This window comes from Cupriavidus sp. 05N40 (assembly GCF_056397305.1).
Genome location: NZ_JBFTND010000071.1, coordinates 15,892 through 31,458 on the forward strand (window position 1 = coordinate 15,892; position 15,567 = coordinate 31,458).

12 protein-coding genes are annotated in these 15,567 nt (G+C 70.4%); 6 read left to right on the forward strand and 6 right to left on the reverse strand.

From position 1 onward, the window contains the following. Nucleotides 1–9: 9 nt before the first annotated feature. The 3 genes from AC1DO7_RS17760 to AC1DO7_RS17770 form a co-directional block, all read right to left on the reverse strand. Nucleotides 10–1,362 (reverse strand): hypothetical protein, encoded by a 1,353-nt coding sequence (locus AC1DO7_RS17760; protein WP_441614226.1) that lies wholly within the window; start codon nucleotides 1,360–1,362, stop codon nucleotides 10–12. A 16-nt stretch (nucleotides 1,363–1,378) separates the two neighbouring features. Then, on the reverse strand, nucleotides 1,379–2,368 hold the full coding sequence (locus AC1DO7_RS17765) for a hypothetical protein (protein ID WP_441614227.1): 990 nt from the start codon (nucleotides 2,366–2,368) through the stop codon (nucleotides 1,379–1,381). A 229-nt stretch (nucleotides 2,369–2,597) separates the two neighbouring features. Then, nucleotides 2,598–3,323, reverse strand: a complete 726-nt coding sequence (locus tag AC1DO7_RS17770; protein WP_441614228.1) for an IclR family transcriptional regulator — start codon at nucleotides 3,321–3,323, stop codon at nucleotides 2,598–2,600. Between the two features lie 180 nt (nucleotides 3,324–3,503). Here AC1DO7_RS17770 and AC1DO7_RS17775 point away from each other — a divergent pair, with 180 nt between their 5' ends. From AC1DO7_RS17775 to AC1DO7_RS17800, 6 genes are all read left to right on the forward strand, one after another. After that, nucleotides 3,504–5,123: an acyl-CoA carboxylase subunit beta gene (locus tag AC1DO7_RS17775; RefSeq protein ID WP_441614229.1), complete on the forward strand. Its 1,620-nt coding sequence runs from the start codon at nucleotides 3,504–3,506 to the stop codon at nucleotides 5,121–5,123. Between the two features lie 172 nt (nucleotides 5,124–5,295). Then, nucleotides 5,296–6,456, forward strand: coding sequence for an acyl-CoA dehydrogenase family protein (locus AC1DO7_RS17780; protein ID WP_441614230.1), 1,161 nt, complete (start codon nucleotides 5,296–5,298; stop codon nucleotides 6,454–6,456). Nucleotides 6,457–6,509: 53 nt separating this feature from the next. After that, a complete protein-coding gene (locus AC1DO7_RS17785; protein ID WP_441614231.1) occupies nucleotides 6,510–7,397 on the forward strand; it encodes an enoyl-CoA hydratase/isomerase family protein in 888 nt (295 codons plus the stop codon). 50 nt (nucleotides 7,398–7,447) lie between these two features. Continuing rightward, entirely contained in the window at nucleotides 7,448–9,454 is a 2,007-nt protein-coding gene (locus tag AC1DO7_RS17790; RefSeq protein WP_441643231.1) for an acetyl/propionyl/methylcrotonyl-CoA carboxylase subunit alpha, read from the forward strand. Beyond that, nucleotides 9,451–11,253 carry an acyclic terpene utilization AtuA family protein gene (locus tag AC1DO7_RS17795; protein ID WP_441614233.1) on the forward strand — a complete coding sequence of 601 codons (1,803 nt, stop codon included), beginning with the start codon at nucleotides 9,451–9,453 and terminating at the stop codon, nucleotides 11,251–11,253. The genes AC1DO7_RS17790 and AC1DO7_RS17795 overlap by 4 nt, the downstream gene beginning before the upstream one ends. A gap of 79 nt (nucleotides 11,254–11,332) precedes the next feature. After that, nucleotides 11,333–12,334 carry a tripartite tricarboxylate transporter substrate binding protein gene (locus AC1DO7_RS17800; RefSeq protein ID WP_441643232.1) on the forward strand — a complete coding sequence of 334 codons (1,002 nt, stop codon included), beginning with the start codon at nucleotides 11,333–11,335 and terminating at the stop codon, nucleotides 12,332–12,334. A gap of 28 nt (nucleotides 12,335–12,362) precedes the next feature. On the opposite strand, the gene AC1DO7_RS17805 is transcribed toward AC1DO7_RS17800, so the two are convergent. From AC1DO7_RS17805 to AC1DO7_RS17815, 3 genes are all read right to left on the reverse strand, one after another. Beyond that, nucleotides 12,363–13,751 carry a tripartite tricarboxylate transporter permease gene (locus AC1DO7_RS17805; protein WP_441614235.1) on the reverse strand — a complete coding sequence of 463 codons (1,389 nt, stop codon included), beginning with the start codon at nucleotides 13,749–13,751 and terminating at the stop codon, nucleotides 12,363–12,365. Nucleotides 13,752–13,781: 30 nt separating this feature from the next. Beyond that, nucleotides 13,782–14,294 (reverse strand): hypothetical protein, encoded by a 513-nt coding sequence (locus tag AC1DO7_RS17810; RefSeq protein ID WP_441614236.1) that lies wholly within the window; start codon nucleotides 14,292–14,294, stop codon nucleotides 13,782–13,784. 157 nt (nucleotides 14,295–14,451) lie between these two features. Further along, nucleotides 14,452–15,567, reverse strand: a 1,116-nt coding sequence (locus tag AC1DO7_RS17815; protein ID WP_477116386.1) for a hydroxymethylglutaryl-CoA reductase, degradative, incomplete at its 5' end; no start/stop codon positions are given.

Below are 15,567 nucleotides of genomic sequence, written 5' to 3' on the forward strand. Positions count from 1 at the left end.
GCACAGACTTCAGGCGTACATGCCAAAGGGCGCCGCCGCGCCGGCCTGTGGCCGGACCGGCTGCCGCTGGTTCAACACCACACTCAACTGTGGACTCCCCGCGCGCCACGGCAGATAGCCCGCGAGCGCCCAGCGCTGCAGCAGCTCCGAGATCACGAACAGTTCCTGCCTGGCCGGCAGCAGTCCGCTGTAGCGCGCCTGCCCGAGCACGGCGAAGGCCAGCGTGGGGGTGTCCGCGAGGAACTGCTGGGGCCGTGCCTTCACCGTGTGCCAGAGCCGCAGCAGGGTGTGCGGGTGGCGGTCGGGCAGGCGCAGTGCCGCGCCGAGCGTGCGCCCGGCGAGCAGCGGCGGGCGCAGCGACAGCAGCATGGCAAGGAAGGCCGGGATGGCGCGGTCGAGTTCGTCGAAYGCGCTGCGCTGGCTCGCGCTCATCTGCCAGCGGGGATACAGCCGTTCCCACAGCTGCGCCAGCGCTGCCCACTGCGGATGCGGATAGAGCGCGTTGCCCATCGCGATGGACAGCTTGACGCGGATCCACGGCGCCGGATGCGGATCGTCCAGGTTGATGCGCAGCACGAACGCGCGCGGCAGGCTCACCACGCTCATCAGCCCGCAGGTGGCGGCGATGCCTACGCGCGACACGGCCCACAGGTCGGCCATGATCTCGCTGATCCAGCGCTCCCACACACGCCAGACGGAGTGCGCCTGCGCATGGCCGAAACGTGCCGCGGAAGCGCGCCGGTAGCCGTTCACCAGGTCGAGCAGCGCAGCCGCCTGGTGGCCTACCTCGTGGAACAGCGACGCCGCCACGCCGGTCCCGACCATGCGCTCGCGCGGCATGCGGATGACCGCCACCGGGTTCGCGCCGCCGCCGGGCAGGCGCGTGCGCGCGCGCCGGATCGCGCCGCCGTGGCCACGCTCGACGTAGCAGATCACGGGCGGCAGCGCCATCGGCACGCCGGGCTGGCGCAAGCCGTCCTGCGCGGCAACRTCGAGCCCCGAGAGCCATACCCCGGTGCCATGCTGGCTGCGCTGGGTGAGCACCTCGGCGAAGATCTCGAAGTGCGTCAGCGCGGCGTGGAAGTACAGCTTCAGCATGGCATAGCGCTGCTGCGCCTGTGCCACGTCGCGCGGCGTGGCGCGGGCGTGCCGCAGGTAAGCGAGAAAACGTGCGATGCGCACGCGCAACTGCTTGCGCGCGGCCTGCATGTGCCGCTCGATGGCGCCCATCGCCTCGTCGCTGACGTTGGCCGCGGGCACCATCGGCATCTGCAGGGCGTAGGGCAGTTGCGCGTCCAGGCGTGCGCGGATGCCGAGCACTTCCTGTTCGAGCAGCCGCAGGGCTTGGACGCAGGCGTTCATCGCAATGCTCCCGGGCTCAGTACGGTTGCCGGCGCGGCGCGAGGTAGAGGATGATGGCGTGGCCGTTGCGCGAGCGCCGCCACGTGCCGCCCTGCGCCACATGGACGTGGGCCGGCCCCGCGCCGCAGGTCGGGCATGCGGGGCCGGGGGTGGGGTAGCCGCCAGGCATGGGCCGCATGGGCGGCGCCGGCGCATAGGCGGCGCCCGCGCCGGCGTAGTCGGGTTGCCCGCCGGCGAAGGCCGGTTGCCCGCCCATGAAGGCCGGCTGCATCGCGCGTGGTGCGGCGGCAGGGGCGCCGAAGATCGGCATGGGCAGTTGCCGCGCACCGGCGATGCCACCCTGGGAGATCGCGCGCATGGCCGGCAGCAGGCCGGGCGCCACCTGGCGTGCCCCGCGCAGGAAGGCGATGCGCGCCGCGCGGGCCGGCGGCACATTGCGCGGCATGCTGCTCAGATGGTGTGCCGCGTGCTGGCCGATGCGCACCAGCCGGCGCGCCACCTCGAACTCGCGGTCTTCATTGCTGAGGCCTTCGAGCTCGAGCCCGAGCGCGCTGCCGGCCATGCCGGCCAGCTTGCCGCCGATCAGTCCGCCGGCGCCGGGCAGCACGAGATTGCCCAGCGCGCTGCCGACGATGGGCAGCGCGGACTTTGCCGCCGAGCGCAGGATGCCGCCGAGCGCCTTGCCCGCCGACGACTTGGCGAAGTTGGTCGCGACGCGGCCCACCGACTTGATCAGCCCGCCGAGGAACTGCTCCATCTCCTGTTCGCTGTTGACCGCGAGCAGTTCCGCGGCAAGCTCCATCTCCTGCATCTCGCCGGAGACTTCGGTCTCGAACTCGTTCTCGAACTCGCTTTCGCCCTGCTCGAATTCAGTCTCGAACTCGTGGCCGAACGCGCCTTCCTGCTCATGGCCGAACTCGCCGGCCGTTTCCCCGGAAAGCTCGTGTTCGAACTCGTTGTAGCCGGTCCCCCAACCGCCCGGCCTGGCGCTCCCGATATCGTGCATTTGCAGCTCCTTTCAGCAGAGGTTGGCGAGCAGCGGCACTCGCGTGACAAGCTGTTCGCATCGAGCGTGCCACCTCGGCGCCAGGAGCCAAGTCTTTGAAAAGAAAGGGGTTTGCGATTCGCGGCCACGGGCGGGCTGCGAATGTGGCTTCGCCGGGACACCTGCGCAGGGACGCCGGCGCGAAGCGCGCTTCGCCACCTCGCGCGCGGGGCGGCGCGCCGGGTGCGTCTCAGGCGGGCGAGCCGAATGCCTCGCGGATCATCTCGCCGATCTCGCGGCGCCGCGCCACCGGCATGCGCGAGGCCGTGGAGACGATGCTGATCGCGGCCTCGCCGGCCAGCGGCAGCGCGAAGGCGTAGCCCACCCCCGCCACGCCGCCGGCGCCCGCCAGCGCATAGCCGAGCTTGCGGCTGCGCTCCACGCCGCGCTGCAGCTTGAGCAGGCTCAGGCCGCTGGATTCGTACTCGGCGCGGTGGCGCTCGTAGTGCGCGACGATTTCCTCGTCGGCCAGCTTGGCCAGCAGCGCCATGCTGGCGGTACCCTGGCCCAGCAGGCGGGTGCTGCCGGCGAGCAGGTGGAAGTGCTGCACGCGGTGGCTGCCTTCCTCGGCATGCATGCAGTAGCCGTGGTCGCCGATGCGCACGATCAGGAAGACGGTGTCGCCGGTGCGGCGCGCCAGCGCCTTCATGCGCGTGGCGCAGGCGCTGGCCAGCGGCGAGCGGTTCATGGTGCGCAGGCCCAGCGCCATGGCCGCCATGCCGAGGCGAAAGCGCTTGCCCTGTTCGTCCTGGCTGGCAAAGCCGGCGTGCAGCAGGTAGCGCAGCATGCGGTGGGCCGTGGTGCGGTCGATGCCGGTCTGCGCCACCAGCTGCGCCAGCGTGAGGCCGGTTTCATGCTGCTCGGCCAGCAGGCACAACAGGGTAAACGCGCGGTCCAGGCTCTGTACGCCGGGCATGGGCGCGGGCTGCGGAGCGGCCACGGGGGACGGCGCGGGGTGACGGGCGGCAGGGGTCGGCATCGGGGGCGTGTCTCAAAGACGGATTTGTGCACATTATGCACAAACGGAGGGATTGCGCTTGTCTCGCACCGGCGCCTGGTTTGCAATCGATACATTCCTAGTCCCTTGCCGAGCGCCATGCTTCCCATCGAGTCCCGGATCGATCCCGCCAGTCCCGCCTTCGCCAGCCAGCGCAGCGGCATGCAAGCCCTGATCGAGCGCCTGCGCACGCTGGAGCAGCGCGCCGCCGCCGCTTCCGAGCGCGCCCGCCCGTCCTTTGCCAGGCGCGGCGCGTTGCTGCCGCGCGAGCGGCTGGCCCGCCTGCTGGACCCGGCCAGCGCCTTCCTGCCGATCGCCAACCTGGCCGGCTACGGCATGGACGATCCCGATCCCGACACCTCCATCCCCGGCGGCTCGCTGGTGGCCGGCATCGGTTTCGTGTGCGGGGTGCGCGCCATGGTGGTGGCGACCGATTCCGGCATCGATGCCGGCGCCATGACCGAAGGCGGCAACCTCAAGCTGATGCGCTGCCAGGAGATCGCGCTGGAGAACCGCCTGCCGTTCATCCACCTGGTGGAATCGGCCGGCGCCAACCTGCGCAAGTACCGCGTCGACAAGTTCGTGCGCGGCGGCGGCATCTTCTACAACCTGGCGCGGCTGTCCGCCGCCGGCCTGCCTGTGATCACCGTGGTGCACGGCTCGTCCACCGCCGGCGGCGCCTACATGCCGGGCCTGTCCGACTACGTGGTGATGGTGCGCGGCCGTGCCCGCGCCTTCCTGGCCGGCCCGCCGCTGCTCAAGGCCGCCACCGGCGAGATCGCCACCGACGAGGAACTGGGCGGCGCCGACCTGCACGCCACCGTCAGCGGCCTGGCAGAGTACCTGGCCGAGGACGACGAGCACGCCATCGCGCTGGCACGCGACATCGTGTCCAGCCTGGACTGGCCCGCCGTGGCGCCCGCGCTGCCGCAGCCGGTGCAGCCGCCGCGCCTGGATGCGCGCGAGCTGGACGCGGTCATGACGCTGGACGTGAAGAAGCCGGTGGACATGCTGGAGATCATCGGCCGCATCACCGACGATTCCGCCTGGCTGGCGTTCAAGCCCGACTACGGCCTGTCCACGGTGTGCGGGCGCGGCCGCATCGACGGCCACGCGGTGGGCTTCATCAGCAACAACGGCCCGATCGACCCCGCCGGCGCGACCAAGGCGGCGCAGTTCATCCAGCTGTGCAACCAGAGCGGCACGCCCATCGTGTTCCTGCAGAACACCACCGGCTTTATCGTCGGCCGCGCCTCGGAAGAAGCGGGCATGATCAAGCACGGCGCCAAGATGATCCAGGCGCTGTCCAATTCCACCGTGCCGCAGGTCACCATCTACTGCGGCGCGTCGTTCGGCGCCGGCAACTTCGGCATGTGCGGCCGCGGCTTCCGCCCGCGCTTCTGCTTCTCGTGGCCCAATGCGCGCACCGCGGTGATGGGCGGCGAGCAGGCCGCCATGACGCTGGAGATCGTCGCCCGCCAGCAGGCCGAGCGCAAGGGCGTGGCGGTGGACGAGGCCAGGCTCGCCCAGCAGACCGGCGAGATCGTGGCGAACTTCGAGCGCCAGGCCAGCGCCTTCATCACCAGCGGGCTGCTGCTCGACGATGGCGTGATCGATCCGCGCGACACGCGCGCGGTGCTGGCCTTCGTGCTGGCCACGGCGCGCGAGGCGGCGGCGCGCGCGCCGCGTGCCATGCAGTTCGGCGTGGCGCGTTTCTGAGGGCCGGCGCGTACCCATGGTTTGCTCCCGACTGCCGATTGGGGGGCGGGCGTGACGACTGACAACCAGCGGGCACGCCGGACGGTTTGGCGCACCTGCGCAGATTGAATTGACCCCGGTGCGGACGCGTCAAGCGTTTGCGCCGGCAAAGAACAAGCAAGGAGACAAGGACATGCTCTACACCGAAGACCATCGCAACATCATGGACAGCATCCGCCGCTTCGTGGCGGCGGAGATCAACCCCTTCGTGGACGAATGGGAGGCCGCGGAGATCTTCCCAGCGCATGCCTTGTTCAAGAAGATGGGCGAACTCGGCTTTCTCGGCATCACCAAGCCGGTGGAGTACGGCGGCCTTGGCCTCGATTTCTCGTATGCGGTGGCGGCGGCCGAGGCCTTCGGCTACGTCAACGCGCAGGGCGTGGGCATGGCGGTGGGCGTGCAGACCGACATGGCCACGCCGGCCCTGACGGCATTCGGTTCGGACGCGCTCAAGCGCGAGTTCCTGGCGCCGGCCATCGCCGGCGAGATGGTGGCGGCGATCGGCGTGTCCGAGGCGGGCGCCGGCTCGGACGTGGCTTCGCTCAAGACGCGCGCGCGCCGCGATGGCGATGACTATGTCATCAGCGGCTCCAAGATGTGGATCACCAACGGCACGCAGGCCGACTGGATCTGCCTGCTGTGCAATACCTCCGACGGCCCGGTGCACAAGAACAAGTCGCTGATCGTGGTGCCGCTCAAGCAGGGCGGCAAGCGCACGCCGGGCGTGGAAGTGCAGAAGATCAAGAAGTTCGGCATGTGGTGCTCCGACACCGCGCAGATCTTCTTCGACGAAGTGCGCGTGCCGGTGCGCAACCGCATCGGCGAGGAAGGCATGGGCTTCATCTACCAGATGAAGCAGTTCCAGGAAGAACGCCTGAACGGCGCCGCGCGCCGCCTGGCCTGCACCGCGCTGATCGAGGAGACCGCCGACTACCTGCGCCAGCGCATCGCCTTCGGCAAGCCGCTGCTGGACAACCAGTTCATCCAGTTCAAGCTGGCCGAACTGAAGACCGAGATGGAAGCGCTGCGCGCCCTGGTCTACATGGCCACGCGCACCTATATCGACGGCGGCGACGTGGTCGAGCTGGCGTCCATGGCCAAGCTCAAGGCCGGCCGCCTGTCGCGCGAGGTGGCGGACTGGTGCATGCAGTTCCAGGGCGGCATGGGCTACACCTGGGACAACCATGCATCGCGCGCCTATCGCGACTTCCGCCTGGGCTCCATCGGCGGCGGCGCCGACGAGGTGATGCTCACCGTGATCGCCAAGCAGATGGGCATCATGTCCAAGGGCTGAGCGCCGCGCCGTTGCCTGCCGTGCCACCAATCCAGACGCTGACCGACCCTGCCATGAACCAAGCCATCCAGTCCGAAGCCGCCCAGTCCAGCCACGCCGCGCCAGCCGTGATCGTGCGCGAAGTCCAGGGCGTGCTGTTCGTCACCCTCAACGTGCCGTCCACGCGCAACGCCCTCGCGCCCGAGGTGGTGGCCGCGCTGGAGGCCGCGCTGGCGCGCGCCGAAGCCGATGCCCGATCCGGTATCGCGGTGCGCGCCCTGGTGCTGCGCGGCGCGGGCGGTTTCTTCTGCGCGGGCGGCAACGTGGGCAATTTCCGCGCGCGCCTCGATGCGGACCATGGCACCGATGATCCGGTGGCCAGCCGCAACCGCGAGTTTGGCTATTTCATGCAGCGCCTGGCCGCGCTGCCGGTGCCGGTGGTGGCGGCGGTGGAAGGCGCGGCCATGGGTGGCGGCATGGGCCTGGCCTGCGCCGCCGATATCGTGCTGGCCACGCGCGACGCGCGCTTTGCCTTGTCCGAGACATCGCTGGGCATCATTGCCGCGCAGATCGCGCCCTTCGTGGTGGCGCGGGTCGGCGCGGCGGCCACGCGGCGCCTTGGCTTGTCGGGCGAACGCGTGAGCGGCGACGCGGCGGTGGCGCTGGGCCTCGTCGACGGGCTTGCCGAAGACGGCGCGGGGCTCGACGCGCTGCTGGCCGAGTGGCTCACGCGCATCTGCCGCTGCGGCCCGCAGGCCAACCGCGCCTTCAAGCCGCTGGTGGCGCGCACCGCGCAACTGCCGCAGGGCGAGCTGCTCGACGAGGCCTCCAAGCTGTTCGCGCAATGCATGCGCAGCGAAGGCGCGGAGGGCATCCAGGCCTTCCGCGAGAAGCGCGACGCCGCCTGGGTGGTGCGCTTCGATGCCGCCGCCGTGCGCGCTGCCCAGGCCACGCAGGGCTGAGCGCGCCCGCCCATCCATCCATACCGATTTTCCGCATTCCAGACCGCACCATGCCCGCTACCAGCCGACCCTTCCATACCCTGCTCGTCGCCAACCGCGGCGAGATCGCCATGCGCATCATGCGCACGGCGCGCCGCCTGGGCTTCGCCACCGTGGCGGTGTACTCCGAGGCCGACCGCCACAGCCCGCACGTCGCGTTCGCCGACCGCGCCGTGCGTATCGGCGACGCCGCGCCGCGCGCGTCGTACCTGAACATCGCGGCCATCGTCGAGGCCGCGCGCAGCAGCGGCGCGGACGCGGTGCACCCCGGCTATGGCTTCCTGGCCGAGAACGCCGAATTCGCCGAAGCGGTGGCGCAGGCCGGCCTGGTCTTCGTCGGCCCCCCGGCCACGGCCATCCGCGCCATGGGCAACAAGGCCGAGGCCAAGCGCCTGATGYTGGCCGCCGACATGCCCTGCATCCCCGGCTACCAGGGCGAGGCGCAGGACGACGCCGCGCTGCTGCACGCCGCGGCGCAGATCGGCTTCCCGCTGATGGTGAAGGCCGCGGCCGGCGGCGGCGGGCGCGGCATGCGCCTGGTGCACGAGGCGCAGGCCTTGCCGGGCGCGCTGGCCAGCGCGCGTTCCGAAGCCGGCACCGCCTTTGGTTCCGACGAGCTGATCCTGGAGCGCGCGGTGATCGCGCCGCGCCACGTGGAGATCCAGGTCTTTGCCGATACGCAGGGCAAGGTGATCCACCTCGGCGAGCGTGACTGCTCGGTGCAGCGCCGCCACCAGAAGGTGGTGGAAGAGGCGCCGTCGCCGGCGGTGTCGCCGGCGCTGCGCGCGCGCATGGGCGAGGCCGCGGTGCGCGCCGCCCAGGCCATCGGCTACGTGGGCGCGGGCACCATGGAGTTCCTGCTCGACGGCGACGGCAATTTCTATTTCATGGAGATGAACACGCGCCTGCAGGTCGAGCATGCCGTGACCGAGGCCATCACCGGTTTCGACCTGGTCGAGTGGCAGCTGCGCGTGGCGGCCGGCGAGCCGCTGCCGGTGACGCAACAGCAGGTGGCGCTGCAAGGCCATGCGATCGAGGTGCGGCTGACCGCCGAAGACGTGGCCGCCGGCTTCCTGCCGCAGGGCGGTCCGGTGCTGCGCTGGCGCGTGCCGGGCGCCGCGCACGACGTGCGCGTGGATCACGCGCTGCAGGAGGGCGGCGAGATTCCGGTCCACTACGACTCGATGGTGGCCAAGCTGGTGGCGCATGGCGCCACCCGCGAGGAGGCGCGCCGCAAGCTGCTGCGCGCGGTCGAGCAGACCGTGCTGCTGGGCGTGGCCAGCAACCAGGGCTTCCTGGCCGATTGCCTGGCGCACGGGGCCTTTGCCGGCAATGACGTGCATACCGGTTTCGTCGATACGCATATGCAGGCTGCGTTGGGGGCGCCGTCTCCCGGGCTCCCGCAGCTTGCCTGCGCGGCGCTGGCTGCCACGGGCCTGTTGGCCGCCGCGGCGCGCCCGGGCCTGGTGGCGCCCGCCTTCAGCCTCGGCCTGCAGGCCGGCGCGCAATCATGGCGCGTGGATGTGCGTGCCGCCGCCGACGGCTGGCAAGTGACCCTGCGCGAAGGCGACGATGGCGCGCCGCAGAGCGTCGCCACCCGCGTGCTGCGGGCGGACGCCGGCGACGGCAGCGCGCTGGTGGAATGCAATGGCGCGGCCCTGCCGCTGGTCTTCGCCAGCGAGGCCGATACCCTGCATCTGTTCAGCGCCGGGCGCGCCTGGCGCTTTGCCCGGCTGGACCCGCGCCAGAAAAAACGCAAGCCCGGCAGCGCCGAGAGCGCCGGTGAACTGCTGGCGCCGCTGACCGCGCGCATCGTGGCGGTGAAGGCCGCCGCCGGCGAGCCGGTGCGGGCCGGCCAGGTGCTGGTGGTGCTGGAGGCCATGAAGATGGAGCACGCCATCGTCGCGCCGTTCGACGGCGTGCTGACTGAGCTTCATGCGCGCGAAGGCGGGCAGGCCCGCGCCGGCGCGTTGCTGGCCCGGGTCGAAGCGCAAGCCGGCGCAGGGGAGAAGGCATGAGCAGGATCTTCGGTACTTCGCGCGCGGTGAGCACCGTGAGGATTGGCGGCGCATCGGGCTTCTGGGGCGATTCGGCCATCGCCACGCCGCAACTGCTGGCCGTGCCCGGCCTGCAATACCTGGTCTACGACTACCTCGCCGAGACCACCATGTCCATCCTGGCGCGCGCCCGCGCCAAGGACCCGGCACTGGGCTATGCCACCGATTTCGTGCAGGCCGCGATGGCGCCGCACCTCGGCCAGATTCTCTCGCGCGGCATCCGCGTGATCGCCAACGCCGGCGGCCTCAACCCGCACGCTTGCCGCGCGGCCTTGCTGGGGGCCGCGGCAAAGCAGGGGCTGGCACTCAAGGTCGCCGTGGTGAGCGGCGATGACGTGCTGGGCAGCTTCGAGGGCTGGCGCGCCCAGGGGCTGACCGATCTCTATACCGGCGCGGCGCCGCCCGCGGAACTGCTGTCGGCCAACGCCTATACCGGCGCGCAGGGCATTGCGCGCGCGCTGGCCATGGGCGCCGACATCGTCATTGCCGGGCGCTGCGTGGACAGCGCGGTGGTGGTCGGCGCGCTGGCGCACGAATTCGGCTGGCAATGGCATGACTGGGACCGCCTGGCCGCCGGCACGCTGGCCGGGCATGTGATCGAATGCGGGGCGCAGGCCACCGGCGGCCTGTTTACCGACTGGCAGCGCGTGCCAGACTGGGACCGCATCGGCTACCCGGTGATCGACTGCGCCGAGGACGGCAGCTTCGTGCTCTCCAAGCCGGAAGGCACCGGCGGTCTGGTCGATCCCGCCGCCGTGGCCGAACAGGTGCTGTATGAAGTGGGCGATCCCGCCAACTACCTGATGCCGGATGTCACCTGCGATTTCCGCATGGTGCGCACGGAGCTGCTGGCGCCGGGGCAGGTGCGCGTGCATGGCGCGCGCGGCCGCGCGCCCGGCGCGCACTACAAGGCCAACGGCACCTGGCAGGACGGCTACCAGCTCAGCCTGATGATGGCCATCCGCGGCATCGACGCGCCCGCCAAGGCTCGCCGCACCGCCGATGCGCTGCTGGCCCGCACGCGCGCCATGCTGGCCGAGAGCGGCTTGCCCGATTACACCGAGACCGTGGTCGAGCTGCTCGGCTGCGAGTCGCAATATGGCCCGCATGCGCGCGCGCTGCCTACGCGCGAAGTGGTGCTGCGCATCGGCGCGCGCCATGCGCAGGCCAGGGCGCTGCGCTTCCTGCAGCGCGAATGCTCGTCGGCCGGCACCTCGATGGCGGCCGGCACCCGTTCGTCGTTCGCGGGGCGCGTGGACATCCAGCCGGTGGTGAAGGTGTTTTCCTTCCTGGTGCGCAAGTCGGAGGTGCCGGTGCGGGTGGAGCTCGACGGCAGCGCAGAGATGCTCGCCTGCGCCGCCGTGGCGGGTGACCTGCCGCCCGCGGCACCGCTGTCGGCCGCGATGGCGCCGGCCATGCCCGCGGGCCCGCGCGCGACCGTGCCGCTGGTCAGGCTGGCCTTCGCGCGCAGCGGCGACAAGGGCGACGACGAAAACATCGGCGTGATCGCCCGCCGGCCGGATTTCCTGCCGTTGCTGCGCGAACAGCTGACGGCCGACGCCGTGCGCGCGTACTTCGCGCACCTGGTCGAGGGCGAGGTCGAGCGCTTCGAGGTGCCGGGCCTGCATGCGCTCAACTTCCTGATGCACCGCGCGCTGGGCGGCGGCGGCGTGGCCAGCCTGCGCTCGGACCCGCTCGGCAAGAGCTATGCGCAGATGCTGCTCGATTTTCCGCTGACGGTGCCGCAGGGCTGGGCGTAGACCCGGGGCTGCCATTGCATAACACCGGCCGCCAGCCACCCGATGTCCAAGGCGCCGGCCCTATCCTGACGGAGGAGACATGAACAAGACGAAGACGAACCGGGGCCGCAGCCAGTGGCTGCAAGCCTGCCTGCTCGCGGCAGCGCTGGCTTGCGGCATTTCCGGCGCGGCGCAGGCCGATGCGCCTTACCCGGCCAAGCCCGTGCGGGTGGTGGTGCCCTACACCCCGGGTGGCGTGTCCGACGCGGTGACGCGGCTGGTCATGCAGAAGCTGGCCGAACGCATCGGCCAGCCGGTGGTGGTGGAAAACCGCCCCGGCGCCAACGGCATGATCGGCTCCGACAATGTCGCCAAGTCCGCGCCGGACGGCTACTCGCTGCTGGTGGTGGTGGCCGCCCACGCCATCAATCCCAGCCTGTATCCCAAGATGACCTACGACCCGGTCAGGGACCTGACCGGCGTGAGCCAGATCGGCCGCATCCCGCTGCTGCTGGTCTCCAGCGCGCAGCTGCCGCCCGGCAGCGTGAAGGAGCTCGTCAGCTGGGGCAAGGCGCATCCCGACAAGATGACCTTCGCCTCCAGCGGCAATGGCTCGGGCGCGCACCTCGCGGGCGAGCTGTTCTCGCAGGCCGTGGGCATGAAGATGACGCACGTGCCCTACAAGGGTGTCTCGCCGGCCTTGCCGGACCTGTTTTCCGGCCAGGTGGCGATGATCTTCGACTCGGTGCAGACCATGATGCCGCAGGTCAAGGCCGGCAAGCTCAAGGCCCTGGCTATCACCAGCCCGACGCGCTGGAGCGCCGCGCCCGACGTGCCGACCATGGCCGAGGCCGGCTATCCGGCGGTGACCGCCAGCAGCTGGATCGGCCTGATCGCGCCGGCGAAGACGCCGAAGGACGTGCTGGCGAAACTGTCCGGCGACATGGATGCCGTGCTGCACCAGCCCGACGTGAAGGCGCGCCTGATCGAATACGGCATCGACCCGGTGGGAGGAACCCCCGAGCAGTTCCAGGGATTCATCAGGGAAGAGTCGGTCCGGTGGGGCGCGGTGGTGAAGAAGGGAGGGATCAAGGTGGAGTGAAGGGGGATTCGCTCCCTTCACCCCTGTCCTAGCCGATCAGCTTGAGCAAGGCGGGCACGGTCAGCACGGCGGTGTAGTAGCCCATGAACTGCACGCCGGTGTTGAATCCGATCGCCCTGGAGAGCAGCCCGCCCAGCAGTCCCATGGTCAGGATGACCAGCAGGCCGAGGAACTGGCCTTCCCACACGCTGATCACCAGGATCAGGCCGACGAAGGTGGCGATGATGGCTTCGTGCGACACCTTGCGCGAGACGAACAGGGCGGCGCGGCGGGCATGGTTCATGGCGAACGGGTAGGACACCAGCGCGGCGAGCAGGACGGCGAGCAAGCCATAGCCGAGGAATTCCCCGTGGCTCAGGAGGTTGTGCAAGTTGTGCGTCTGGCCGGAGCCTGCATCCACGGTATACACCGGGGGCGCATTGAACAGCGGTGCGGCAGGGCCGGCGGCAACAGGGCTGAGCGGCAGGCCAAAGGCGATGAGGGGAATCAGGGCCTCGGCGATGTAGGTGGCTTCCGTCACGCCGTTGCGGGCGCTGAGCACGGTGGTCAGCCGGTGATAGGCGTGCCTGATCCTTGCGCCCACGAGTTCTCCCAGCACCACCGTCATGGCCACGGGGCTGAAGACGAACGTCGCGCTGGACACGGTGGCCGTGGCCACGGTCCATTTCACCTGGCTGCGGTCCAGTACCTTGAGCGGATTCGGGAAATAGCCGGACCATCCCTTGACATCGGGCGCGAGGGCGAAGGTGCGCACGCGGTCGCGCTGCATGCGCGGCCGGTCCACCGGAGAGATGACCGAGAAGAGATCGGCGACGAGCGGGCCGATCGCGATGCCCAGGAAGTAGCTGATGCTCAGCTTGACGCCGAATTTCGCGGTCAGCGTCTGCAGCGCCACGATGACGACGACGAAGGGAACCAGCGTCGCGACGGAGGCCCACCGGCCGGCGGAGCTGTAGGCGATGACCGCCGCGGCGGCCACGAAGATCCATGGCGCGGCCTTGGTGATGGCCGCGCCGAACGGCGCGAGCAGGACGGCGAACAGCACCGCCAGCGGCACCGCGATAAAGGCCGCGATGATGGCGCCCGAGATCATCTTGCGCAGCGCGATGTGTGGCACGCCGAGGTTGCGCAGGTGGTTGGCATCCTGCAGCAGCGGCGTGGCCATGGTGTCGCCGGGGATGCCGAGCAGCGCGGTCGGGATGGCATGGGTCATGTGCTTTGCGACGGCGCCGGCAAGGAAGAACGTAAACACGCCCTCGGGCGGCACGCCCAGCAGCACGACCAGCAGCGTCAGCGGTGCCAGCGTGGTGGTCTCGTCGGTGCCTGAGATCAGGCCGATCGCGGCGAAGACGATGGCGCCTGCCAGTCCCATGCCGGTGGCAATGAGGATGTGGGTAAGAAGTGCGGATTCGATCATGATGAACCTTCGATGTCCTTGGGCGGGGGGTCAGGCCAGTGTGGAACGCGCACTGACGGGCCGGGCGGGCGCGGTGCTGTCCTGCGCGGCGTGCGGGGCCGTGGCGCGGCGTTCGCGCGAGGCGAAGAGCTCGTAGAGTTGCAGTTCCTTCAGTTCCTGCACCACGGCCGGCGGCAGGTCCGCGACCGAGCCGAGGCCGCCGGTTTCTTCCTCGAGCTTGTCGAGCACTTCCTCGCGCCAGGCCGGGGCGTGCGCTGCGCCGGGTCCGCCCGCCGCGTCCTCGATCACTTCGCGTTTCGGCCGGAACACCAGCGCGCAGATGACGCCCGCCAGCAGGCAACCGGCAAGGCCGGCCAGCATGGCATAGGCGCGCGCCAGTTCCGGCGATCGGACCAGCCCGGCGAGAATGCGGCTTGCGATCAGGAACCCGGTCAGGCTGACCACCGCTCCGATCGCGATCGACCACGCAAGGTGGCGGGTATCGGCGGTATCGCCCCAGACTTCGACCAGGCGCCGCGCCGGCGCCGCTTCCTGTTTGTTCATTGGCTTGTCTCCGGAATATGGCTGGCACCGAGGCGCGCTGGCGCGTCGCTGGCAGCTCTGTTTATTGTTTGTCCCCTGGTCCGGTGCGGGCCGTATCGAGCCACATCGGGCCACATCGGGCCATATCGGGGTGGATGCCGGCCCGCCTGCCGCGCGCTTACCTGCCCCTCAGTTCGGCCAGCAGCGCGACGGCCCGGTCGGTGCGCACGTCTTTTTCGTCGGCCATCCGCTTGGCGATGCTGTCTGCCTCCGCGCCGACCGCGCCCGCCACCAGCGCGATATTGCGTGCGTGCAGGGCCATGTGGCCGCGCTGGATGCCTTCGGTGGCGAGCGCCCGCAGCGCGCCGAGATTTTGCGCCAGGCCCACCGCGACGGCGGTCTCGCCCAGTTCCTGGGCTGAGCGCGCGCCAAGGATCTTCAGGGCCAGGCGCGCGAGGGGATGCGTCCTGGTGGCGCCGCCGACCAGTCCCACCGGCATCGGCATCTCGATCGTGCCGACCAGGGCGCCGGCCGTGTCTTTCTCCCAGTGCGTCAGGGACGTGTAGCGGCCGCCGCGGCAGGCGTAGGCATGGGCGCCGGCCTCGACCGCGCGCCAGTCGTTGCCGGTGGCCACGATCACGGGATCGATGCCGTTCATGATCCCCTTGTTGTGCGTGGCGGCCCGGTAGGGGTCGATGGCGGCGAAGGTGCAGGCGTCGATCACGCCTTCGATGATCTCGGCGCCGCTGCGCTCCTTCGTGGCGAGCACCTCTGGCGTCAGCCGCACCCGGCCGCGCGCCAGCCGGAGGTCGGCCAGGTTGGAGAGGATGCGCAGCCGCACGGAGCCGCCCGTGATCGTCTCCACCAGCGGCGATACGGCTTCGGCCATGGTATTCACGGTATTGGCGCCCATGGCGTCGCGCACGTCCACGATCAGGTGCATCACGATCATCGCGCCCCGCGGGGTGTCGGGGAAGACGTGGACCTCGATGTCCTTGCAGCCGCCGCCGAGGCCGATCAGCACCTTGTCGCGGCTGTTGGCCACTTCGAGGATCGCGTCCCGATGCCTGAGCAGTGCCTGCCGGGCGCCGTAGGGATCGGTGATGCCGAGGACCTGCACCTGCGCCCGCATGAGCGGACCGGTGCTGGAAGTCTCGAAGCCGCCGCATTCGCGGGCGAGCTTTGCCATGTAGGACGCCGCGGCAATCACCGACGGCTCTTCCACCGCCATCGGCACCAGCACGTCCCGGCCGTTGATGCGGAAATAGCCGGCCACGCCGAAGGGCAGCTCGAA

Bases quoted from the DNA above. Each gene is read 5' to 3' on its own strand.
- AC1DO7_RS17780 (WP_441614230.1), top strand. From the start codon at position 5,296: ATGCTCTACACCGAAGACCATCGCAACATCATGGACAGCATCCGCCGC.
- AC1DO7_RS17795 (WP_441614233.1), top strand. From the start codon at position 9,451: ATGAGCAGGATCTTCGGTACTTCGCGCGCGGTGAGCACCGTGAGGATT.
- AC1DO7_RS17810 (WP_441614236.1), bottom strand. From the start codon at position 14,294: ATGAACAAACAGGAAGCGGCGCCGGCGCGGCGCCTGGTCGAAGTCTGG.
- AC1DO7_RS17800 (WP_441643232.1), top strand. From the start codon at position 11,333: ATGAACAAGACGAAGACGAACCGGGGCCGCAGCCAGTGGCTGCAAGCC.
- AC1DO7_RS17805 (WP_441614235.1), bottom strand. From the start codon at position 13,751: ATGATCGAATCCGCACTTCTTACCCACATCCTCATTGCCACCGGCATG.
- AC1DO7_RS17785 (WP_441614231.1), top strand. From the start codon at position 6,510: ATGAACCAAGCCATCCAGTCCGAAGCCGCCCAGTCCAGCCACGCCGCG.
- AC1DO7_RS17775 (WP_441614229.1), top strand. From the start codon at position 3,504: ATGCTTCCCATCGAGTCCCGGATCGATCCCGCCAGTCCCGCCTTCGCC.
- AC1DO7_RS17765 (WP_441614227.1), bottom strand. From the start codon at position 2,368: ATGCACGATATCGGGAGCGCCAGGCCGGGCGGTTGGGGGACCGGCTAC.
- AC1DO7_RS17770 (WP_441614228.1), bottom strand. From the start codon at position 3,323: ATGCCCGGCGTACAGAGCCTGGACCGCGCGTTTACCCTGTTGTGCCTG.